We start from the raw sequence: 21,293 nt of genomic DNA on the forward strand, positions 1-21,293 counted from the left end.
GCGGCCCAGCAACCTCGCGCGAGGTTGCTGGGCCGCCGTCGGGTAGCAAGGGAGGTCAGGGGGTGAAGCGGTAGCCCATGCCCATCTGCGTGTGCAGGTACTGCGGTCGGGCAGGGTCGGTTTCGAGCTTCTGCCGCAGCTGGGACACATAGACCCGCAGGTAACCGCGCTCCCCTGCGTATTCCGGCCCCCATACCTCGGTGAGCAGGGTAGTCGCGTCGACGAGGGCGCCGCGGTGTTTGGCGAACACGCCGAGCATGTTCCACTCGATCGGCGTCAGATGCACCTCGGCGCCTTCGACCGTGAGAATGTGGGAGGCGAGGTCGATGACGACCCGCCCGTCGCCGGTGCGTACGAGAGACGAATCAGCGGCCGAACCCGAGCGTCGCTCGATCGCGCGCAGCCGGGCGAGCACCTCGCCGAGCGAGAAGGGCTTCGTCACATAGTCATCGGCCCCGGCGTCGAGGGCGGCGATCTTGCCGTGGGCATCGTGCCGGGCGGAGACGACGACGATGGGCACCTGACTCCACCTGCGCACCTGGGTGATGAGTTCGATTCCGTCGACGTCGGGCAGACCGAGGTCGAGGAGGATGACGTCGACGGCCGCCTCGGCGAGCGCCTCATTCATCTGTCGCCCGCTTCCGGCGATCGTGACCTCGTGGCCTTTGCCGCGCAATCCCACGCTCACGGCACGGGCGATGTCGGTGTCGTCTTCGACGATGAGCACATGCTTCATGGGGCTTCCTCCCTGCCCGTCAGTCCCGCACCGTCCTGACTCGCTGTTCCCGATTTCAGGGGCGCCCCGTCTCGGAACGGAATGGTCAGCACCGCAGTGAACCCGCCGCCGGGGGTCGGTTCCGCGCTGAGCTCGATGCCCATCGCCCGGCACAGTCCCAACGCCACCGCCATCCCGAGACCGAGGCCTTTCGTGTTGGACTCGTTGAGCCTGGTGAACGGTGTGAAGATGCTCTCAAGCGCCTCCGCTCCCACGCCGGGACCGGAGTCGGCGATGCGCAGGTGCACCGCGTCGGCGCCGGCGGAGGCATCGATCGTGATCGGAGCCCCTTCGCCGTACTTCACGGAGTTCTCGATGATGTTGACGAGCACTCGTTCGACGAGCCCCACATCGACCTCGACCCAGGTTTCGGGGTCGATGTCGACGGCGATGGGCGGGCAGGGGCCACCATCGACCTCGCCGAGCTCGGCGGCCCGAGTTTCCCCGCCGGTTTCATCGATCCCGGTCTTCCGGGCCTCCCCGCCGATCTCGTCGAGCGCCGAGGCAACGAGGTCGGCCACGAGCACCGGAGCGGTCGTAATCGCCACCGCACCGGACTGGATGCGGCTCAGATCGAGGAGGTTGTCGATGAGCTTCTCAAGCCGCAGGGCACCGTGTTCGATGGTCTCGAGCATGAGCCTCCGGTCGGACTCAGTCAGCTCGATCTCGTCGAACAGCAGCGTCGACGTCGCCGTGGTGATCGCCCCGAGCGGGGTGCGCAGGTCGTGGGAAACCGCGGTGAGCAGCGCGGTTCGCACAGCATTGCCGGCTGAGAGCTCCTCAGCCTCGGTACGGCTGCGCTGCAGGGCCGACTCCGTGAGCACCCGCAACAGTCGACCGGCGTAGGCGTCAAGGATCCGCAGCTCGCCGGCGCTGAGCGGTCGGCCGCTCAGCGCCAGGCTGGTGTCGCCGTCGAGGTCGATGACCTCGCTGGCCTGCGCCCGCGATGCAATCGGTTCCCCCGCCGAGGCGAGGACGAGGTCGGCCCCGCCCGTGCCGTCAGTGCGCGTGGTGCCGTCAGTGCGCGTGGTGCCGTCCGGGCCGGCAGCCGTATCGAGCCGACCGAAGCCACCGCCCCGGGTCAAGAGGGCGACCCCGTCGAGACCGAAACTCGTGCGGATACCTGTGACCATGGCCTCGGGGCTGTCGCCCTCAGCGATCATCGATCCAGCCAGCTCGCTGAGCACCGCGGCTTCGTGTTCGGCGGCTTGGGCTTGCCGGGAACGGCGAGCCGCCTGGTCGACGACGGTGGCCACGGCCACGGCGACCGCGACGAAGATGACGAGCGCAAGGATGTTCTCGAGCTGTTTGACCGACAGCGAGTTCACCGGATGAGTGAAGAAGAAGTTAATGAGCCCGGCCCCGAATACGGCCGTCATCACCGCCGGCCAACGCCCGCCGATGAGTGCCACGAACACCACGACGGTGATGAAGGCGAGGAAGTTCATGCTCAGCGAAGTCGATCCGGGGCCGAGGCCGACGAACAGGGCGGTGAGCAGCAGCGGGGCGATCGCACCGCTGATCCAGCCGAGGATGCGGCGGGCCTGCGAGAGCGGATTGGCCCGGGAGCGCTCGCGGTCGGAGCTCCACAGCCCGGCAGCCTGGGCGTGGGTGACCATGTGCACGTCGATGTCGGCCGCAGAGCTGATGACCCGGTTGGCCACTCCGGGCCCGAATATGCGCCGATACCAGGGTGTGCGGGAGACACCGAGGACGATCTGCGAGGCGTTGAGGGTGCGGGCGAATTCGATGAGCGCCTTGGCCACATCATCACCGACGACGGTGTGCCAGGTGGCGTGGTTGTCCTCGGCGAGTTCCCGGGCACTCAGCAGGTGCGGGGCGCCGGAACGGCGAGTCCCATCGGGTTCGATGACGTGGACGATGTGGAGTTCGCGGCCGGCGACGCGGCCGGCGATGCGCAGTCCGCGGCGGATGAGCGTCGTCGACTCCGGCCCGCCGGTGACGGCGACGAGGATCCGGTCGCGTGCGGCCCAGGTGGCGCGGATGCCCTTTTCGTCGCGGTACTTCTCAAGTCCTTCGTCGACACGGTCGGCCAACCACAGCAGGGCCAGTTCGCGCAAGGCCGTGAGGTTGCCGAGCCGGAAGTAGTTCGACATTGCGGCGTCGACCTTCGAGGCCGCGTAGATTCGACCGTCGACGAGGCGGGTGCGCAGTGCCGCTGGGGTGATGTCGATGAGTTCGACCTCGTCGGCGGCGCGGAGGAAAGGGTCGGGCACCCGTTCGGCTTGGTTGCGGCCGATGATCGCCCCGACCACGTCACCGAGGGATTCGAGGTGCTGGATGTTCACCGTCGTGAACACGTCGATGCCGGCGGCGAGGATCGCCTCGACGTCCTCCCACCGCTTAGTACGAGTCGGGCCGACTTCGCCTGCCACACCGGAATCGGGCGAGTTCCCGTTCCTGCCGGAATCGGGCACGTTCGTGTGGGCGAGTTCGTCGATGACGACGAGTTCAGGCGTCCGGGCCAGCACCGCCTCGGTGTCGAGTTCGTGAAACGTCCGTCCGCGGTAGTCGACGTGGCGGCGGTCGAGGGTCTCGAACCCTTCGGTCAGCGTCCGCGTGAACGCCCGCCCGTGGTCCTCGACGATGCCTAAGACGACGTCACGGCCGTTGGCTTTCGCCGTGGCGGCGGTCTCGAGCATAGCGACGGTCTTGCCGACCCCGGGCGCGTAGCCGAGGAAGACCGTGAGCGAGCCCCGCCGAGGTGATCCCATCAGTGTCCGCCGGTTTCCGCGCCCGAAGACGCCGTGTTCACACGCGCAGCACCCGAGGACTCTGCACCCACTTGTGTCGCTGTGCCGTTCGCGAGGTCGTTGTTGAGGGTGACGACGTTGACGCGGGTCTCGCCGATGAAGCCGAGCAGTGGATGCCGGGTGTTCTTCTCGACCATGGCTGCCACGTCCTTCCTGCTCAGTCCCGTCTCCCGCGCGACGCGGGGGACCTGGAGTCGAGCATACTCAGGGCTGATGTCCGGATCGAGACCAGAGGCCGAGGCACTCAGGGCATCCGCAGGAATCCTCGCCGGGTCGACGTGTTCACGACCGGCAACCTGGGCCCTGCGCTCGGCGATCTGGGCCACGAGTTCAGGACTGTTCGCCGCAAGGTTCGACGCCCCCGAGGCGAGTCCGTCGTAGTTCGAGACCGAGGGCCGGGGGTAGAACCATTCGTCCCCGCTGACCGGTTGAGCGAGGTGGGCATTGCCGACGACCCGGCCCGCGCTGTTGCGGATCGCGGCGTCCTGACCGGGCATGAGGCGGCCGATCGCGACCAGCGTCAGCGGGTAGGCGAGGCCGAGAATCAGGGTGAGCACAAGCAGCATGCGCGCCCCGGTGAGGAGCTGGCGACCGAGGATGGGACCCATGACGGGTGTCCTTTCTGTGTGGACGGGAGAGGAGGAATCAGAACAGCGGAATCAGAGCAGCGGCGCGATGACGAGGTCGATGACTTTGATGCCGAGAAAGGGGACGATGAGCCCGCCGAGACCGAAGACGAGAAGGTTCATCCGCAGCAGCGCCGAGGCCGTCAGCGCCCGGAACCGGACCCCGCGCAAGGCGACGGGGATGAGGACGAGAATGATGAGCGCGTTGAAGATCACCGCTGACAGGATCGCCGAGGCGGGGCTGTGCAGACCCATGATGTTGAGCGCCCCGAGTCCGGGGAACGCGGTCAGGAACATCGCCGGGATGATCGCGAAATACTTCGCGACGTCGTTGGCGATCGAGAACGTCGTCAGCGCTCCGCGCGTGATGAGCAGCTGCTTGCCGATCCCGACGATGTCGATGAGCTTCGTCGGATCCGAGTCGAGGTCGACGAGGTTGCCGGCCTCCTTCGCCGCGGTCGTGCCCGTGTTCATCGCGACCCCGACGTCGGCCTGCGCGAGCGCGGGTGCGTCGTTCGTCCCATCCCCGGTCATCGCGACCATCCGAGACCCCGCCTGCTCTCTCTTGATGAGGGCGAGCTTGTCCTCCGGGGTCGCCTCGGCGAGGAAGTCGTCGACGCCGGCCTCACGGGCGATCGCCCGGGCGGTGAGTTCGTTGTCGCCGGTGATCATCACCGTCCTGATCCCCATCCGACGCAGGGTCGCGAAGCGCTCGGCCATGCCCGGTTTGACGATATCGCGCAGATCGATGACTCCGAGCACCCGTGCGGGCGTGCCCGATTCCCTCGCCGAGGCGACCGTGCGGTCGACCTCGGATCCTGACCCCGGGACCGGGTCGTCGACCGCCTCGGCGACGAGGAGGGCGGTGCCGCCTCCGGTGTTGATGCGCTCGACCTCGGCGGTCGCTGAGTCGGGGATGGTGGCCCCGCGGTCGCGGGCCCAGGCGATGACCTCTTTCGCCGCACCTTTGACCACGGTGCGGGTGCCCGAGACAGCGGGGAGGACGATTCCGGACAGGCGGGTGGTCGCCGAGAACGGGATGAACTCGGCCCCGGGAAAGGCTTCGAGACCCGTCGCATCGATCCGGAACTCCGCTTCCGCGAGGGTGACGACGGATCGGCCCTCAGGGGTGTCATCGGCCAACGATGACAGTCGGGCCGCCTCGGCGAGGTCATCCGGGGTGGTCGGTCCGAGGGGGACGAAGTCGGTCGCCTGCCGGTCGCCCATCGTGATCGTGCCGGTCTTGTCGAGCAGCAGTGTGGACACGTCGCCGGCGGCCTCGACGGCGCGACCGGACTTCGCGAGCACGTTCGCCGCGACGAGTCGATCCATTCCGGCGATGCCGATCGCCGAGAGCAGCGCGCCGATCGTCGTCGGGATGAGGCAGACGAGGAGGGCGATGAGCACGGTCAGCGGCTGCGGGGCACCGGAGAACGCGGCGATCGGGGCGAGGCTTGTGACCACGAGGATGAAGATGAGGGTGAGCACGGAGAGGAAGACGCCGAGGGCCACCTCGTTGGGGGTCTTCTGCCGGTTCGCGCCCTCGACCATGGAGATCATCCGGTCGAGGAAGCTCTCGCCGGGGCTCGCGGTCACGGTCACAGTGATCGAGTCGGAGAGCGCCCTCGTCCCGCCGGTCACGGCGCACCGGTCACCGCCGGCCTCGCGGATGACGGGTGCGGATTCGCCGGTGATGGCGGATTCGTCGACGGTAGCTGCCCCCTCGATGACGTCGCCGTCTGCGGGGATCGTCTCTCCGGCGGTGACGAGCACTCGGTCCCCGGCCTGCAGCGTGGAGGCGGGCACGGTTTCGGTGTGCCCGCCTGAGAGCACGCGGGTCGCGTCGACGCTCACCCGGCTGGCGCGCAGGGAGTCGGCCTGAGCCTTGCCGCGCCCTTCGGCGAGCGCCTCGGCGGTGTTGGCGAAGACGACAGTGAGGAAGAGCCAGATGCTGATCGCCCAGGTGAAACGGTTGGGGTCGATGATCGCGAGGATGAGGGTGAGACACGCGCCGATCTCGACGAGGAACATCACGGGGTTGCGCCAGGCGGTGCGCGGGTCGAGCTTCTTCAGTCCGAGGAGGCTCGCCTGGGCCAGGGCGGGGGCGGTGATGGTTCTCATCTCACATGAGTCCTTCGTTGATCGGTCCCAGTGCGAGCACGGGGAGGAAGGTGAGGGCGCTGATGACGAAGCCGATGCCGACGACGACCCCGACGAACAGAGGTCGGTGGGTGGGCAGGGTGCCCGGGCTCGCCTCGGCGGGGGTCTGTCCGGCCAGTGACCCGGCGAGTGCGAGCACGGCGCCGATCGGCACGAGGCGGCCCAGCAGCATCACGATGGCCAGGGCGATGTTGAAGAACGGGGTGTTCGCGTCCAGCCCGGCGAAGGCGGATCCGTTGTTGTTCGCCGCCGAGGTGAAGGCGTAGAGGAGCTCGGACAGTGCGTGGGGGTTGAGCTGCGGGGTGTTGCCGGCGGCTGCGGCTGTGGCGGCGGCTGTTGTGGTTGCCGCGTGGGTGGCGGTGGTGTTGAGGATCGAGTCGATCGTGCCGGGCCATAGAGTGGCCGCGGCGGTGCCGAGCAGCGCGAGGGCCGGGGAGACGAGGATGAAGACGCTCGCCAGTGTGATCTCGGTCCGGCCGATGCGTTTGCCGAGGAATTCCGGGGTGCGACCGACCATGAGTCCGCAGACGAAGACGGCGATGATCGCGATGATGAGCATGCCGTAGAGGCCGGAGCCGACGCCGCCGGGCGCGATCTCGCCGATCATCATGTTGAGCATGAGCACTCCGCCGCCGAGGCCGGAGTAGCTTGAGTGCGCCGAATCGGTGGCTCCCGTCGAGGTCAGCGTCGTGGCCACGGCGAAGAAGGCCGAGGGGATGACGCCGAAGCGGGTCTCACGTCCCTCCATCGCCGCACCTGCCGCCTGGGAGGCGGGAGTGGTGTTTGCTGTTTCGAGGACGATGACGGCGGTCAGGGAGATGAGGAAGAAGGCGGCCATGGCCGCGAGGATCGCCCACCCCTGCTTGCGGCTGCCGACCATGATGCCGAAGGTGCGCGGCAGTGCCGAGGGAATGAGGAGGATGAGGAAGATGTTCGCGAGGTTGACCAGGGCGGACGGGGCGGAGAGCGGGTGGGCGGAGTTCGCGTTGAAGAAGCCGCCGCCGTTGGTGCCGAGGTGTTTGATGACCTCCTGGCTGGCATCGGGACCGCCGGGAATGGTCTGGGTTGCCTGGGCTCCTCCGGTGACGGTGTGGACGACCTGGTCGGGGGTGAGGTTGTCGGTGACGCCGAGGCCGATGTAGATGATCGCGAAGATCACCGAGATCGGGAGCAGGATGCGCAGGGTGGCACGGGTGAGGTCGACCCAGAAGTTGCCGATGAACAGAGAGTTCGAGCGCATGAGGCCGCGGATGAGGGCGACGGCCACGGCGATGCCGACGGCGGCGGAGACGAAGTTCTGGACGGCGAGGCCGGCCATCTGGGTGAGGAAGCCCATCGTCGTCTCACCGGCGTAGGACTGCCAGTTCGTGTTCGTGACGAAGGAGACCGCGGTGTTGAGTGCCTGATCGTCGGGGACGGCGGGTCGCCCGTTGGACAGCGGGAGGAGGTGTTGGAGTCGGAGCAGCCCGAAGAGGACCACGATCGAGACGGCCGAGAACGTCAGCACAGAGAGGAAATAGACCCGCCACCGCTGTTCTGAGGTGGAGTCGACGCCGGTGAGACGATAGAGCAGCGCCTCGGCGCGGGTGTCGGACGTCGACAGGAACACCCGGGCCATGTAGGTGCCCAGGGGAACGTGAGCGGCGGCGAGGAGGGCGAGGACGAGCAGGATCTGCGTGATGCCGGTGAACCAGCTCATGGGCGGCCCTCCCTGCAGGGGAGGTGGGGGCGCGAGTGTTCGCAGCGAATGCGGGACCGCGCGTTCGAACGATCGGCCGACCGCCTCGGCGATGGGGTGAGTGACATGCGTTCATCTCACCGCGGTGCGCCCCGGACGGCGGGCGATCTTAACGCGATCTTGACACCTCCCAACACAACCCCAACACCCCAATTGCTACCTGACGGCGGCCCAGCAACCTCGCGCGAGGTTGCTGGGCCGCCGTCAGGTAGTCCTGGGAGTGGTTATTGGGTGATGAGGAGGTGCCGGAGGGTCTCGTCGTCGGCGATGACGTCGACGGACGCGACTCGGCCGTCGGCGAAGTGGAACAGATAGAGTGCCCGGGCGACACCGTCGGAGATATAGGCGGCCGCGGGAACTCCGTCGATGCTGACCAGTTCGGTGGCCTTCGCTCGCCCGTTGAACACCCGGGCCACAGCATCACGGCCGACGACCTCGGGGCGGATGAGTGGGGCACCGAATTCGGCGCCAGCCTGGGCGAGACTCACGGCAGCAGGGTCGCTGCGCACCTCGATCTCTGGGTCGAGCAGCTGGAGGAGGCCGCCGAAGTCCCCTCCGCGAGCCGCCTCGAGGAAGGAGGTGATGGCGGTTTCCTGCCGGTGTCGGACCTCCGCCGCATCCACTTTGCGCAGGCGTGCGCGGGCCCGGGATGCGAGCTGACGAGCAGCGACCGGGCTGCGGTCGACGATCGGGGCGATGTCGTCATAGGCCAGGGCGAAGATGTCATGAAGCACCAACGCCAGCCGCTCCAAGGGACCGAGAGTGTCGAGGATGACGTGCAGAGCCACCGTGAGGTCGTCTCGGAGCACGGCGCTGTCCTCCGGTCGATCGGTGCGGACGCCGCTTCCTCCCCCACCACCTCCGGGAGTGCTGGCCGTGCCGGGTGCTTCGCCCGTCGAGTCATGGTCCGGGACTGCGTCGTCGTCCGATGCTTCCCAGTGCAGATCCTCACGTCTTGCGGCATCACGGCGAATGGCGTCGATGCAGACTCGCGAGATGACCGTCGTCAGCCACGCCTCGAGGTTGTCGATGGCCGCGATATCGGCTCGCTGCAAACGGATCCACGCCTCCTGCACGGCATCGTCGGCGGCCCACGGGGAACCGAGGGTGCGGTGAGCGATGGCGAACATCTTCGGTCGATGCGAGGAGAACTGGTCGGCCACCTCGGCGAGGGTCTGCGGTGATGTCTCCGATGACATTGGGATCCTGACGACGAACGCTTGTCACGTTTTCGGGCCGAGCTGCGACTCATCGTTGAGTCCGGCACACGTCGGCCTGATCACCAACACCAGCCAAGGAGTCATCATGACTGTTCTGCCGATCACCATTCTTGACGAGCTTCGCGCCACTGTCCAGGGTCGCACCTGGTTTCCCGGCGACTCGGAATTCGACGAGGTCCACCGCCCGTGGAACCGGGCCGTCGGCCAGAACGTCCTCGCCGTCGTCGAAGCCGCCGACGTCACCGACGTCGTCACCCTCGTGAACTGGGCCCGCGAACGAAGCCTGCCGATCGCCACCCAGCCGACCGGCCACGGAGCGACCGGGCGGGCCGACGACACGATCTTGTTGCGTACGACCCGCCTCGACCGCATTGACGTCACCCCCGCACAGCGCACGGCGACGATCGGCGCGGGTGTGAAATCCGGCGAACTGCAGAGAGCGGCGGCAGAACACGGGCTGACCGGCCTGCCGGGCAGCTCCCCGGTGGTAACCGTCGCCGGGGTCGCCCTGGGCGGCGGCCTGAGCTGGTTCGGCCGATCCTTCGGATGGGTCGGCGACAGCATCCGCGCATTCGACGTCGTCGACGCCGACGGGCGGGCTCGCCGCGTCTCCGCGACCGATGATCCGGACCTGTTCTGGGCGTTGCGCGGAGGTGGAAGCGAGCTCGCCATCGTGACCGGTCTTGAGGTCGGACTGCAGGCCGCCCCTGATGTCTTCGGCGGGCGTGTGCTCTGGTCCGGCGATCACGCCAGGCAGGTCGCCGAGGTGTTCCGCACGATGACTCACACCGTTCCCGAGGGGCTGACCCTGTGGTTGGAACTCCTCCATTTCCCAGGCTCGGAGCCGATGGTCGCCATCGACTCGACGTACCTCGGCGGAGGGGAGGAAGCACGTGAGCTTATGCGCCCACTCGAGACCCTGCCGACGCCGCTGTCGGATACCCGGGCGCAGATGAGCGTCGCCGAATTGGGTGCGATTACGGCCGAACCGACCGACCCCGGAGTCGGCAGCTCCCGCGCCGAGCTGCTCACGTCCCTTGACGATGACACCCTGGACACGCTCCTCGATTCGCCCATCGACCCGCTTCTGTCGGTGCAGGTCAGGCACCTCGGCGGCGCGTTGGCGCAGCCGACCGACAACCCGCACGGCGCCCTGGACGAGCCGTACAGCGTCTATATGTTCGGTCTTCCCGTCACCGAGGCGGCCGCGGAGTCGATCGAGCAGAAGCAGGCCGATCTGGCGCGGGCATTGCCTGCCAGTGGACGCAAACCCGTCACGTTCCTCAATCCACACGAGGGCCTCGCCGACGCTTTGCCCGAGGAGTCCCTCACACGGCTACGCCGACTCAAAGAGGAACGGGACCCGGGTCGGGTCTTCCGCGGCAACTTCAGCATCGCCGACTGACCGCGTTCCCAGACCCCCAGTACTACATGACGGCGGCCCAGCAACCTCGCGCGAGGTTGCTGGGCCGCCGTCGGCCGCGTCTCTGAATCACCGTGACATCGCTGAATGCGCCCAGAGCAGTACGTACTCAGTGGCGTCGCGGTCGTCTGGCAGAACGCTGAACGGCGAAGGTCTCAGCCGCCGAAACTCTCCAAGAGCGCGATCACAGACTCTTTTCCGAGCTGATTCGCCGCGAGCGGACTGTCTCCGGTCAGGAGGTTGCGGTCGCGTGTGGTGGCACCGGTCATCTCATCGTTGATGATCTCGATGCCATCCTTCTTCAACGTCTCGCCGAGAGCCCATGGCATCTCGCCAGGCAGATAGCCGATGTCGAGGTTCGCTCCGAAGTCGAGTGCGTCCGGAAACGCGGTGACACGGTAGCCGGCAAAGGGATTCGTGGAGCGACCGAGGCCCGCGGCCAACAATGCCGCCGGACCATGACAGAGGGTGATGATGAGCCTGTCGTTGTCCAGGAAGAAGTCCAGGGCAGCCTGCACGTCCTGGTCGAAGGGGATGACGTTCAGGGCACCGTGACCGCCCGGGATGAAGATCGCGGCGTAGTCGTCGAGGCCGTTCGCGATGACGTCGGAGAGCCTCAGCGGAGCCTTGAATTTCGCCTCGGCGCTCGACCATGCCGACGCGATGGCCTCGTCCTGCCCGGGGTAGGCCCACCATTCGAATTTTCCGGGTCCGCCGCTGACGGTGGCCACATCGATCTCGTAGCCAGCCTCGGCCATGTGGTGGAGTGGCAGCAGCGTCTCGACGGGATGGTTGCCGGTGGAGAAGAATGTGCCATTCTTCATGAGCATGTACCGCTCGTCGGTGGCGATCGTGAGGATCTTCCACTTCCCGCCCGTGTATGTCTCCTCGGTGACGGGGCCGTCGAAATCGGTCCTGCTCGACGTGTACTGGGAGAGCGAGTACGAGCTCGGGAAGAAGGCGTTGGCCTCCGCCTGGTCGGGCGCTGGGCTCCGGTCCTGAGAGTTGTCGCTGTCAGTCATGTCTTCACCTTTCGCTCGTGTGGCTCACTTGCATGTCGGTGTCGTCGGTGCATCGACTGACCTGTCAGCATACGACACACGGAGAGACGCCGCCAACGAATCGGACCAACGGGCGCAGGAGGATAAGCCGATCGCTGGACCCCACCCCTCCCAGAACTACCTGACGGCGGCCCAGCAACCTCGCGCGAGGTTGCTGGGCCGCCGTCAGGTAGTAATTATTCGACGAGTTTGCCTTCTTGGCTGATTTCGCCAGTGTGCATGAGGGCCGCGACATCCGCAGACACTTCTGGGATCGACTCGCGGATGACTCCGGCCGACGGCGACCAAACCAAGTTGACCTGCAGGTTCGGGTCCTGGTCCGGGTAGTCGCTGCGGTTGTGGCAGCCGCGGGTCTCTCGCCGCTCCAGCGCACATTCGAGCGTCGCGCGGGCCGCGAGCACCGAGGACCGCAGGTCGAAGGCGTGGGAGAGATCGGCGAATCCGGCGATGTCCGGGTGGATGCCGACGTCGGCCATCCGCGCTTCGATGCCGGCGAGCTTCTCCAGCCCGGCGAGCAGTCCGGCCTCGTCGCGAACGACTCCGGCGTGCTCGGTCATGAGGTTGCGGACCTCCCGCTGCAACGCCCGCACGTTCTCCGTTCCTTCGGAGGCCAGCAGATCGGAGATCTCCGCTCTGGCCTCGTCGACCGCGGCATGCGACCGCACCTGCGCCTCCAACGAATCGGAGTACGCAACGGCGGACCGCCCGACGATCCGGCCGAAGACGAGCAGCTCGATGAGCGAGTTCCCGCCCAACCGGTTCGCCCCGTGCAGACCGGACGAGGCCTCACCGATGGCCCACAGACCTTCGACGTCGGTGCTGTGATCGACCGGGTCGACCCACACTCCGCCCATCGAGTAGTGCGCGGTCGGCGCGATCTCGATCGGCGAGGCCGTGATGTCGAGCATCTGGGTCTCCATGAGCGTCTGGAACACTCGGGGCAGCCGGTTCATGATGGTCTCGCGCGGCAGATGGGACACGTCGAGCCACACGCCGCCGTTCTCGGTGCCGCGCCCCTCGGCGATCTCCGTGTAGGCGGCGAGCGCCACCCGGTCACGGGTGGAGAGCTCCATGCGCTGCGGGTCGTAGCGTTCCATGAACCGCTCCCCCAGACCGTTGCGCAGGATCCCACCTTCACCGCGGGCCGCCTCGGAGACCAGCGTGCCGGCGGCGTTCTCGGGTTCGATGATGCCCGAGGGGTGGAACTGGACGAGCTCGGCATCGCGCAGCCGGGCACCGGCTTCGACGGCCAGACGGAAGGAGTCACCGGTATTCTCATCCCGACGCGAAGAGGTCCGCCTCCAGATCCGGTTGTGTCCGCCGGCGGCGAGGATGACGGCGTCGGCGTAGATCCGGTAGCCGGTGCCGTCGATGACGTCGAAGCCGAAGGCGCCGAAGATGCGGCCGTCGGCGACGAGCAGCTTCGTGATGTAGACGCGGTCGAGGATCGGGATGTCTAAGGCTTCGGCGCGACGAATGAGGGTGCGCTGGATTTCCAGCCCCGTGTAGTCGCCGGCGAAAGCGGTGCGACGCCAGGTGTGGGCGCCGAAGAAGCGCTGAGAGATCCGACCGTCGTCCTCCTTCGCGAAGTCCATTCCATATCGCTCCAGGTCAGCGATGCCTTCGGCTGCTCCCTGGGTGACGATTTCGACGGTCCGGGGGTTGGCGAGGTCATAGGATTCCTTGATCGTATCGGCAGCATGCTGCTGCCACGTGTCGTCCGGGTCCATCGTCGCCAGGGCCGCGTTGATGCCGCCGGCGGCCAGCGAGGTGTGCGCGTCCTCCTTCGGCCGTTTGCCGACGGCAAGGACATCGGCGCCGGCTTCGGCGACCTCGATCGCGGCCCGCAGGCCCGATCCGCCGGTTCCGATGACCAGCACCGAGGTGGAGATGGAGTGTTCTTTTCGGCGGGGTCCGCCCTGTGTGGTGTGCATGGATTCCACTATGGAACCACCCACTCCATACGTCCAATGCATTGTTTGAGTCAAGTCGATAGCGATAGACTATTGCCATGTCTGACCTGCACGGAGACCCACGATGAACCTCGAACAGCTGAGAAGCTTCGCCGAGGTGGCCGCCACCGGCCATTTCACGAAAGCCGCCGCGACGCTCCATTTGGCCCAGCCCTCGCTGTCCCGACAGATCTCGACGTTGGAGAAGGAACTCGGGGCCGAGCTCTTCCACCGCGCGCACGGACACATCACACTCACTGACGCCGGCCAGACCCTGCTGCCGACGGCGAAACGCATGCTCGCCGATGCCGAGGCGGTCCGCCGCGACATGGACGAGCTCGCCGGTCTGCGGCGCGGTCGCGTCCGGCTCGGTGCGACCCCGACCCTGTGCGTGAGCCTCGTGGCCGAGGCGATCAGCCGGTTCCACACGGCCCATCCCGGCGTCGAACTCGAGCTCGTCGAAAAAGGCTCTCGTGAGCTCATCGAGTCACTGGCCGGCGGCGAACTCGACCTCGCGCTCATCACCCGCACCTTCGACCTCGCCCCGCAGCTGCCGAGGCTCAGCCTGCGCGGGATCCTCGCCGAGGATCTCGTCGTCATCGCCGCCGCCGGTTCCGATCTGCTTAACTCAGACCGTGCGCAGACCGATGGGATCACCCTCGCCGAGGTGGCCGACCGTCCCCAGGTCCTGTTCCATCATGGCTACGACCTCAGGGAGGCGACCTCCGCAGCGTTCGAGACGGCCGGACTGAGCCCCCGAGTCGTCGTCGAAGGGGTGGAGATGGATGCGGCGCTGCGGTTCGTCGAGCGCGGCCTCGGGGTCGCGATCGTCCCGGCAATGGTCCTCGTCGACCGGCCATTGCTTGACTCGGCGCCCCTGGCCGATCCGCAGCTGACGCGGACGGTCAGCCTCGCGACGCGCGCGGACGTGCGGGCGACCAGGGCCGCCTCGGCGATGGAGTCGACGGTCCTGTCCACCGCCCGCACGCTCGCCGACACCGAACCCGGACTGGCGGCGCATGTGCGCCTGGTGGGGTGAGGTCGAGCCTCGGTGAGGACGGAGTGCCTCTATGCTTCAGTCGAAAGCGTGCGGACCATGGTCGAGACCTTCGGACCGTTCGGCACCTGCGTCTCGGCGATGGTACTGAAACCGAATCGGACGTAGAGAGCGACATTGCGCGGATCCGACGTCTCCAGCGACACCAGGGAGCCGATCGTGTCCATCCGGCGCAGACCTTCGGCGAGGATCGCCGACGCGATGCCCGACCCCCAGCTGTCGGGTTCCACACCGATGGTGGCGAGATCCCACGCGGCGTGGGGCCGCGACGGCAGGTGTGTGGCCATCAGCACCTCGAGGCGATCACCGAGCAGCTCGCTCACGCGGTTCTGTCGCTCGGAGTTAAGGTCGGGAGCTTCCGGGGGCACGAAGGCCGCCACGCCCCGGTACTTCTCCTCGACGATCACCAGCCCGCACTCGACCGCGTGGGCGAGATAAATCGCCTGCAGCTCCTCCAGCCGCGCGCGATAGCGGTCGGCCGGCACCGACCACCGCGTCCAGGAGTATTCATCAAAGGCTCTGGAGAGCACTCCTGCGGCGGCGGGGACATCGGCGGCAGTCGCCTCACGCACGGCAATCATCACGATACCAATCTACCGCGGTTCGACGGGTTCGCCGACACCGTCGATGTCCACAGCCAATGGCCGAACGGCGGCTCGCGCCCCAGCCTGGGGTCCGCTCAGTCGTCGCCTCAGAACCAGGCGTCGGCGAGCAGCTCCAGCGACCGGCGCTGCACCTCAGGGTCGTAGGCGTAGGTGACGGTGATGAGTTCGTCGGCGCCGGTGCGTTCGACGAACTCGGCCATCTGCGCGGTCGCAGTATCCGGTGAGCCGACGGCGCTGATGGACAGCATCGGGCTCGTTCCGCCCTGCGCATAGATCTCGGCCGGGTCGACCGGGGGCTGCAGATTGCGGCGGCGGCCTGTGCGCATGTCGTTGAACATCTGCTGCACCGAGGTGAACTGGCGGGCCGCCTCGGCGTCGGTATCGGCGACCATGACGTTGATCCCGGCCATGACGTAGGGTTCGTCGATCTGGGCGGTCGGCGCATCGGCGGTGAACGAATCGCGGTAGGTCTTGATCGCGATGTCGATCTGGTCGGGCGCGAAGTGCGAGGCCAGGGAGAACGGGAGGCCCAATTGGCCGGCGATCGAGGCGCCGTTCATCGTCGATCCGAGCACCCAGATGGGCACGTTCATCCCCGCCGAGACCGCGGACTTGATCGGCATCGTGTGCGCCTGCCCTGTCTCGGAAAACCAGCCCTGCATGTCATAGATGTTCTGTGCGAAGTCCTGTGGTTCTGCCGAGGATCGGGCGAGCGCCTGCGCGGTCATCCCGTCCGTGCCTGGTGCGCGCCCGAGGCCCAAGTCGATGCGATCACCGTGGATATTCGCGAGCGTTCCGTACTGTTCGGCCACCATGAGTGGCGCGTGGTTGGGCAGCATGACACCGCCGGATCCGACCCGGATCTTCTCCGTCACCGAGGCGGCCTGAGAGATGAGCAGTGCTGTGGCGCTGGCAGCCAGGCCCATCGTGTTGTGGTGCTCGGCGAACCACAGGCGCTTGTATCCCAGTTCGTCGGCGAGCTTCGCGTTCGTCATCGACTCGGAGATGCCCTCGCGCGCGGTCGCTCCTTCCCGGATGGAGACAAGATCGAGGATGTTCAACGGAACGGACAAGGCGGAAGGCTCCTTCGGTGGGTGTACGGTGCGGTTGCGGGATGCAGTCGCAGAATTTCAGTCATTTGAGGCAACAGTCCGAGCAGACGGTTCTATTCCTGTGCAGACGGTCCCAGTCGGCGGCAAGCGGTTCAGTTCTTGAGCGGCCGACGGATAGTCTTGTGCCACCGGACTCCCCGATGAAGGCGAGATCATGAGCACCTCAGCACACTTCCGCACCCGGCGGCTCCTCACCGGTGCCGCCATGTCCCTGGCCGTCGTCCTCAGCGCCTGTTCCTCCGATTCGGACTCCGGCGAGACCGACGGTCGGGACGAGTCAGCGGCGGGGGCCGCCTCGGCGAGCGATGGTTCCGGATCATCTGACACCGGGTCCACATCGTCAGCACCGGGCGCGGGCTCCCCCGAGGTCGTCGCCACCGGACTCGAATCCCCGTGGTCGATCGCCTTCCACGGGCAGACCATGCTGGTCAGCGAACGCGATTCGGGTCGCATCCTCGAAGTCTCCGCAGGTGGAGACGCTCGCGAGGTCGGCCGGATCGATGATGCCTCGGCCTCGGGAGAGGCAGGCCTCCACGGTCTCGCCGTCGACGATGACCGTCTCTACGCCTTCTTCGCCGCTGGGACGGAGAACCGGGTCGTACGGTTCGACCTCCTCGGCGAGGCCGGGAATCTGTCCCTGAGTGAGGAGAAGACGATCCTCGACGGGCTGCCGACCGCGAACTTCCACAACGGCGGGCGGCTCGCGTTCGGACCCGACGGAATGCTCTATGCCACTCTCGGCGATACGGGTGATCGCGACAGTGCGCAGGACGAGGATGCGCTGTCGGGAAAGATTCTGCGCATGACGCCCGACGGCGACGTTCCCGATGACAATCCTTTCGGCGATTCGCTCGTCTTCAGCATGGGGCACCGGAATCCGCAGGGCATCGGGTGGGACGACGAGGGCACGATGTACGCCTCGGAATTCGGGCAGGACACGTGGGACGAACTCAACGTCATCGAAGCCGGCGGGAATTATGGATGGCCCGAGGTCGAAGGCATCGCCGAGGGCAACGGTGCGAGTGACGGCGGCTCCGGTGACGGGGACGGTGATTTCATCGACCCGGTGCAGCAGTGGTCCCCCGACCAAGCGAGCCCCAGCGGCCTGGCCATCACCGATGACAGCATCCTCATCGCCGGGCTGCGCGGTGAGCGCCTGCACCAGGTTCCGCTCGACGATCTGAAGTCGTCGTCAGAGCTGTGGAGCGGCGAGCATGGGCGACTGCGCGATGTGGTCGAAGCGCCCGACGGGTCGCTGCTCGTGCTGACGAACAACACCGACGGTCGCGGAGAACCCGGCCCGGACGACGACCGTCTCCTGCGTTTCACACCCTGAGGTGCCGGCCCGATCGCCTCACTAGCCTCTCCTTCAAGGCGAAGCACACTTATCAGCCGGTGTACCTCGCCATAACCGCGCTGACGCTTGAACGAGATCGCCGCCGATTCCACCACGGACCGGATACACCGAGGCCCCGAACGCTCTTCGCGTTCGGGGCCTCGTGTCAGACGTGCTGTGTGGGAGTCCTCGCTCAGTTGTCCTTGGTGCCGGGCAGGCCCTGGGACTTGCGACGCATGAGCAGAACGACGATGACGATGATGGCCAGGCCGCCGACAGACAGCAGCACGATCATCGGCGTCGACATTCCGGAGTCGCTGCCGGTGGACTCGCCGATCTCGCCGCGATCCTCGGTGTCCTTGCCGGGTTCGTCGACGACTCCGCCGCCGAGTCCGGCCTTCGTCGACTCTCCGGACGATTCCTTGACATCACCGCCGGCGCCTTCGGCATCCTTGATCGCGAACGAGTAGTCACCGGAGATCGGGTGGCCGTCCTGCGACACCACGCGCCAGGTGACCTTGTAGTCGCCGGGTTTGAGATCATCGGGCAGAGCGACGCTGAGTTTCTTGCCCTCAACGGTCAGCTCACCTGCGGAGACATCCTTGCCGTCGACGACGACCTTGACCTCGGAGCCGACTTCCTGGATGTCGCCGGAGAAGGTCATCTCGAGCCATTTGGGCTGCTGATCGAGTTCGGCACCGTCCTCGGGATTCGACGACACCAGCTGATCATGGGCACTGGCGGCGGGGGCGAATGCGAACACGCTCATCGCGGCCACCAGCAGGGCGGCGAAGCCCAGCCTGAGAGCGGACCAGTTCTGTCGTGTCATGAGACGAGTCATGAGAGTTTCTCCTTCGAGGCGTACCTGCGATGTCGGTCGTGTCAGCAAGCTTGTGCCTACTAGTATCACTGAGTTTTCGCGGCCAGCGCGCGCAGACGATCCGTGATTCCCGGCACGGACACTTCAATTGTCTCAAGAGTTTCTTCGAAATCCTTGAATTCGCCGTACCAGGGATCCTCGACATCCGGCGCCGGAACACCGTCGCCCTCGACCCCGGCCACCCGCGGATCGAACTCGCGTAGCATCCGCAGCTCCGGGGCCGCCTCGGCGGGAAGACCTGAGATCATCCGCTCCAGGGCACGATAGTGGCGGGCGGTCATCGCCACCGCCAGATCGCGGTCGGCCAACCATTCGGGGGTGATCTGCCGAGCGACGTGATCGTCGGTGCGGTAGCCGGCCGCGGCGAGCACACGCGCCTGACGTGGGTCGATGGGGTTGCCGGCCTCCTCGTCGCTGATGCCGGCGGAGTCGACGACCGCCTCGGCGCCGGTATCGGCCAGGTGATGTAAGAGCACACGTTCGGCGGTGACGGATCGGCAGATGTTGCCGGTGCACACGAAAACGACGGATGCCAGACTCATATCTCCTCCTCGGGCAGGGCGTGCGGGGCTCTGATCACGATACTGTGGGGCCATGACTTCTGAAACCTCACTGACCTCGATCAGGCCTCAGGACGACCTGTACCAGCACATCAACGGCGAGTGGATCGACTCGTTCACGATCCCCGATGACCGGGCCGGCGACGGAGCCATGCGTGAGCTCTTCGACACCGCAGAGACCAAGGTCCGCGACATCATCACCTCCGTGTCCGACGCCCCGCAGGAGCCGGGCTCCGAGGGGCAGAAGGTCGCCGACCTGTTCACCTCGTTCATGGATGTCGATCGCATCAACGAACTAGGAGTCGCCCCGCTGACCTCGACGTTCGCAGCCATCGACGCCGCCGAGGACAAGTCTGAGCTCGCCGCCCTTCTCGCCCGGTTGGAGACCGAGGGTATCGGCGGTCTGCTCGGTGGGTACGTCACCGCCGATGCGAAGGACTCCGACGTCTACGCCCTCTATCTCGTCCAGGCCGGCATCTCCCTGCCCGACGAGGACTACTACTTCAACGACGACCACGCCGAGGTGCGCGCGAAATTCCTCGCCCACGTACAGAAGATCGCGGCCCTTGCCGGCCTCGGCGAGAAGTCCGGAATCTCCGACGCCGAGGTGGCCGCCAAGGTGATGACGTTCGAGACCGAACTCGCACGCCACCACTGGGACCGCGTGGCCTGCCGTGATGCGGAGAAGACGTACAACAAGTATTCGATCTCCGAGCTGCGCGACCTCGGACCCGAGTTCGACTTCGACTCCTACCTGGGGATCCTCACCGCCGATGCGTCTGATCTGAAGTACCTCGTGGTCTCCCAGCCCTCATTCGTCACGGGCATGGCGAAGGTGTGGGCAGAGACCGACATCGAGACCATCAAGACGTGGCTGCGCTTCGTCGTAGTCTCCGACACCGCCTCGCTGCTCTCCGATGAGTTCGTCGAGGAGAACTTCGACTTCAACTCCCGCGCTCTCTCGGGCACTCCTGCCCTGCGGGAGCGCTGGAAGCGCGGGGTCAGCCTCGTCGAGGGCTACCTCGGTGAGGCCGTGGGCAAACTCTACGTCTCAGCTGAGTTCCCGCCGTCGTCCAAGGACGCGATCGACCACCTCGTGGGCATGCTCATCAAGGCCTATGACAAGTCGATCCGCGAGCTCGACTGGATGAGCGAGGAGACGAAGGAACGCGCCCTGGTCAAGCTCTCGAAGTTCACCCCGAAGGTCGGCTACCCGGAGGTGTGGCGGGAGTACCCGGCCGCGATCGACTCCTCCGACCTGGTGGGCAACGTGCGTCGCTGCTCGCAGGCCGAGCATGTGCGGCAGGTGAAGCGGATCGGCGGGCCCATCGACCGCACGGAATGGCTGATGACCCCGCAGACGGTCAACGCCTACTACCACCCGGTGATGAACGAGATCGTCTTCCCGGCGGCCATCCTGCAGCCGCCGTTCTTCGACGCCTCCGGTGAGGTGGCCGCAAACTTCGGAGCGATCGGCGCGGTCATCGGCCACGAGATCGGTCACGGGTTCGACGATCAGGGATCGCGCTATGACGGTGACGGCAACCTCGTCGACTGGTGGACCGAATCGGATCGGACCCTGTTCGAGGAGCGCACGAACGCACTCATCGCCCAGTACGAAGAGCTGGTCCCGACAGGTCTCGAACCGAATCAGCACGTCAACGGGGCGCTGACGGTCGGTGAGAACATCGGCGACCTCGGTGGTCTGTCGATCGGGTGGAAGGCGCTCGAGCTCGAACTCGGCGAACGGGCGGGCACTCCGGGCGTGCCGGTGGCGCCGTCGGCCGAGCAGGCGAAGGCGTTCTTCGAGGCATGGGCGAAGGCATGGCGGTCGAAGATGCGCACCGAGGAGCGTGTGCGCAGGCTGTCGATCGACCCGCATTCGCCGGAGGAGTTCCGCTGCAACCAGGTCGTGAAGAACATGACCGCCTTCCACGACACCTACGGCGTGGCAGAGGGCGACGGCATGTACTTAGCCCCCGACCAGCGAGTCACCATCTGGTAATTGCTACCT

The 21,293-nt window shown here is 66.6% G+C and carries 16 protein-coding genes; 4 read left to right on the plus strand and 12 right to left on the minus strand.

The window, feature by feature from the left end; genetic code table 11:
- Positions 1–55: 55 nt before the first annotated feature.
- The 6 genes from KTJ89_RS16875 to KTJ89_RS16900 form a co-directional block, all read right to left on the minus strand.
- Entirely contained in the window at positions 56–736 is a 681-nt protein-coding gene (locus KTJ89_RS16875) for a response regulator (protein ID WP_259358572.1), read from the minus strand.
- Positions 733–3,510, minus strand: a complete 2,778-nt coding sequence (locus KTJ89_RS16880; protein WP_259358573.1) for a DUF4118 domain-containing protein — start codon at positions 3,508–3,510, stop codon at positions 733–735. Before KTJ89_RS16880 ends, KTJ89_RS16875 begins: the two co-directional genes overlap by 4 nt.
- Positions 3,510–4,157 carry a potassium-transporting ATPase subunit C gene (locus KTJ89_RS16885; protein WP_172172327.1) on the minus strand — a complete coding sequence of 216 codons (648 nt, stop codon included), beginning with the start codon at positions 4,155–4,157 and terminating at the stop codon, positions 3,510–3,512. The genes KTJ89_RS16880 and KTJ89_RS16885 overlap by 1 nt, the downstream gene beginning before the upstream one ends.
- 51 nt (positions 4,158–4,208) lie before the next feature.
- On the minus strand, positions 4,209–6,296 hold the full coding sequence (gene kdpB / locus KTJ89_RS16890; protein WP_259358574.1) for a potassium-transporting ATPase subunit KdpB: 2,088 nt from the start codon (positions 6,294–6,296) through the stop codon (positions 4,209–4,211).
- A 1-nt stretch (position 6,297) separates the two neighbouring features.
- Entirely contained in the window at positions 6,298–8,034 is a 1,737-nt protein-coding gene (kdpA, locus tag KTJ89_RS16895; RefSeq protein WP_259358575.1) for a potassium-transporting ATPase subunit KdpA, read from the minus strand.
- A 263-nt stretch (positions 8,035–8,297) separates the two neighbouring features.
- Positions 8,298–9,272, minus strand: coding sequence for a sigma-70 family RNA polymerase sigma factor (locus KTJ89_RS16900; RefSeq protein WP_259358576.1), 975 nt, complete (start codon positions 9,270–9,272; stop codon positions 8,298–8,300).
- Positions 9,273–9,378: 106 nt separating this feature from the next.
- Between KTJ89_RS16900 and KTJ89_RS16905 the strand changes: the two genes are divergently transcribed.
- Positions 9,379–10,698: an FAD-binding oxidoreductase gene (locus KTJ89_RS16905; protein WP_259358577.1), complete on the plus strand. Its 1,320-nt coding sequence runs from the start codon at positions 9,379–9,381 to the stop codon at positions 10,696–10,698.
- Positions 10,699–10,871: 173 nt separating this feature from the next.
- Here KTJ89_RS16905 and hchA read toward each other — a convergent pair whose 3' ends face one another.
- Both hchA and KTJ89_RS16915 read right to left on the minus strand, forming a co-directional pair.
- On the minus strand, positions 10,872–11,738 hold the full coding sequence (hchA, locus tag KTJ89_RS16910; RefSeq protein WP_259358578.1) for a glyoxalase III HchA: 867 nt from the start codon (positions 11,736–11,738) through the stop codon (positions 10,872–10,874).
- A gap of 215 nt (positions 11,739–11,953) precedes the next feature.
- Positions 11,954–13,711 carry an FAD-binding protein gene (locus KTJ89_RS16915; protein WP_259358579.1) on the minus strand — a complete coding sequence of 586 codons (1,758 nt, stop codon included), beginning with the start codon at positions 13,709–13,711 and terminating at the stop codon, positions 11,954–11,956.
- A gap of 103 nt (positions 13,712–13,814) precedes the next feature.
- Here KTJ89_RS16915 and KTJ89_RS16920 point away from each other — a divergent pair, with 103 nt between their 5' ends.
- Positions 13,815–14,768 (plus strand): LysR family transcriptional regulator, encoded by a 954-nt coding sequence (locus KTJ89_RS16920; RefSeq protein WP_259358580.1) that lies wholly within the window; start codon positions 13,815–13,817, stop codon positions 14,766–14,768.
- A gap of 29 nt (positions 14,769–14,797) precedes the next feature.
- Here KTJ89_RS16920 and KTJ89_RS16925 read toward each other — a convergent pair whose 3' ends face one another.
- On the minus strand, positions 14,798–15,367 hold the full coding sequence (locus KTJ89_RS16925) for a GNAT family N-acetyltransferase (protein WP_216657127.1): 570 nt from the start codon (positions 15,365–15,367) through the stop codon (positions 14,798–14,800).
- A gap of 110 nt (positions 15,368–15,477) precedes the next feature.
- A complete protein-coding gene (locus tag KTJ89_RS16930; protein ID WP_259358581.1) occupies positions 15,478–16,464 on the minus strand; it encodes an LLM class flavin-dependent oxidoreductase in 987 nt (328 codons plus the stop codon).
- Between the two features lie 193 nt (positions 16,465–16,657).
- Between KTJ89_RS16930 and KTJ89_RS16935 the strand changes: the two genes are divergently transcribed.
- The gene (locus KTJ89_RS16935; protein WP_259358582.1) at positions 16,658–17,839 is read left to right on the plus strand and encodes a PQQ-dependent sugar dehydrogenase; all 1,182 of its coding nucleotides are present in this window, start codon (positions 16,658–16,660) and stop codon (positions 17,837–17,839) included.
- Between the two features lie 193 nt (positions 17,840–18,032).
- Here KTJ89_RS16935 and KTJ89_RS16940 read toward each other — a convergent pair whose 3' ends face one another.
- Positions 18,033–18,680: a copper resistance CopC family protein gene (locus tag KTJ89_RS16940; protein WP_229664247.1), complete on the minus strand. Its 648-nt coding sequence runs from the start codon at positions 18,678–18,680 to the stop codon at positions 18,033–18,035.
- 65 nt (positions 18,681–18,745) lie between these two features.
- A complete protein-coding gene (locus KTJ89_RS16945; protein ID WP_139470328.1) occupies positions 18,746–19,261 on the minus strand; it encodes a low molecular weight protein-tyrosine-phosphatase in 516 nt (171 codons plus the stop codon).
- Between the two features lie 52 nt (positions 19,262–19,313).
- Between KTJ89_RS16945 and KTJ89_RS16950 the strand changes: the two genes are divergently transcribed.
- Positions 19,314–21,284, plus strand: coding sequence for a M13 family metallopeptidase (locus KTJ89_RS16950; protein WP_259358583.1), 1,971 nt, complete (start codon positions 19,314–19,316; stop codon positions 21,282–21,284).
- The last annotated feature ends 9 nt before the right edge of the window (positions 21,285–21,293 follow it).

This window comes from Brevibacterium sediminis (genome assembly GCF_024895295.1).
Classification (GTDB): domain Bacteria; phylum Actinomycetota; class Actinomycetes; order Actinomycetales; family Brevibacteriaceae; genus Brevibacterium; species Brevibacterium sediminis.

Coding starts and splice junctions, on each gene's coding strand:
- KTJ89_RS16875 (WP_259358572.1), bottom strand. CDS start 736: ATGAAGCATGTGCTCATCGTCGAAGACGACACCGACATCGCCCGTGCC.
- KTJ89_RS16880 (WP_259358573.1), bottom strand. CDS start 3,510: ATGGGATCACCTCGGCGGGGCTCGCTCACGGTCTTCCTCGGCTACGCG.
- KTJ89_RS16885 (WP_172172327.1), bottom strand. CDS start 4,157: ATGGGTCCCATCCTCGGTCGCCAGCTCCTCACCGGGGCGCGCATGCTG.
- kdpB (WP_259358574.1), bottom strand. CDS start 6,296: ATGAGAACCATCACCGCCCCCGCCCTGGCCCAGGCGAGCCTCCTCGGA.
- kdpA (WP_259358575.1), bottom strand. CDS start 8,034: ATGAGCTGGTTCACCGGCATCACGCAGATCCTGCTCGTCCTCGCCCTC.
- KTJ89_RS16900 (WP_259358576.1), bottom strand. CDS start 9,272: ATGTCATCGGAGACATCACCGCAGACCCTCGCCGAGGTGGCCGACCAG.
- KTJ89_RS16905 (WP_259358577.1), top strand. CDS start 9,379: ATGACTGTTCTGCCGATCACCATTCTTGACGAGCTTCGCGCCACTGTC.
- hchA (WP_259358578.1), bottom strand. CDS start 11,738: ATGACTGACAGCGACAACTCTCAGGACCGGAGCCCAGCGCCCGACCAG.
- KTJ89_RS16915 (WP_259358579.1), bottom strand. CDS start 13,711: ATGCACACCACACAGGGCGGACCCCGCCGAAAAGAACACTCCATCTCC.
- KTJ89_RS16920 (WP_259358580.1), top strand. CDS start 13,815: ATGAACCTCGAACAGCTGAGAAGCTTCGCCGAGGTGGCCGCCACCGGC.
- KTJ89_RS16925 (WP_216657127.1), bottom strand. CDS start 15,367: ATGATTGCCGTGCGTGAGGCGACTGCCGCCGATGTCCCCGCCGCCGCA.
- KTJ89_RS16935 (WP_259358582.1), top strand. CDS start 16,658: ATGAGCACCTCAGCACACTTCCGCACCCGGCGGCTCCTCACCGGTGCC.
- KTJ89_RS16940 (WP_229664247.1), bottom strand. CDS start 18,680: ATGACTCGTCTCATGACACGACAGAACTGGTCCGCTCTCAGGCTGGGC.
- KTJ89_RS16945 (WP_139470328.1), bottom strand. CDS start 19,261: ATGAGTCTGGCATCCGTCGTTTTCGTGTGCACCGGCAACATCTGCCGA.
- KTJ89_RS16950 (WP_259358583.1), top strand. CDS start 19,314: ATGACTTCTGAAACCTCACTGACCTCGATCAGGCCTCAGGACGACCTG.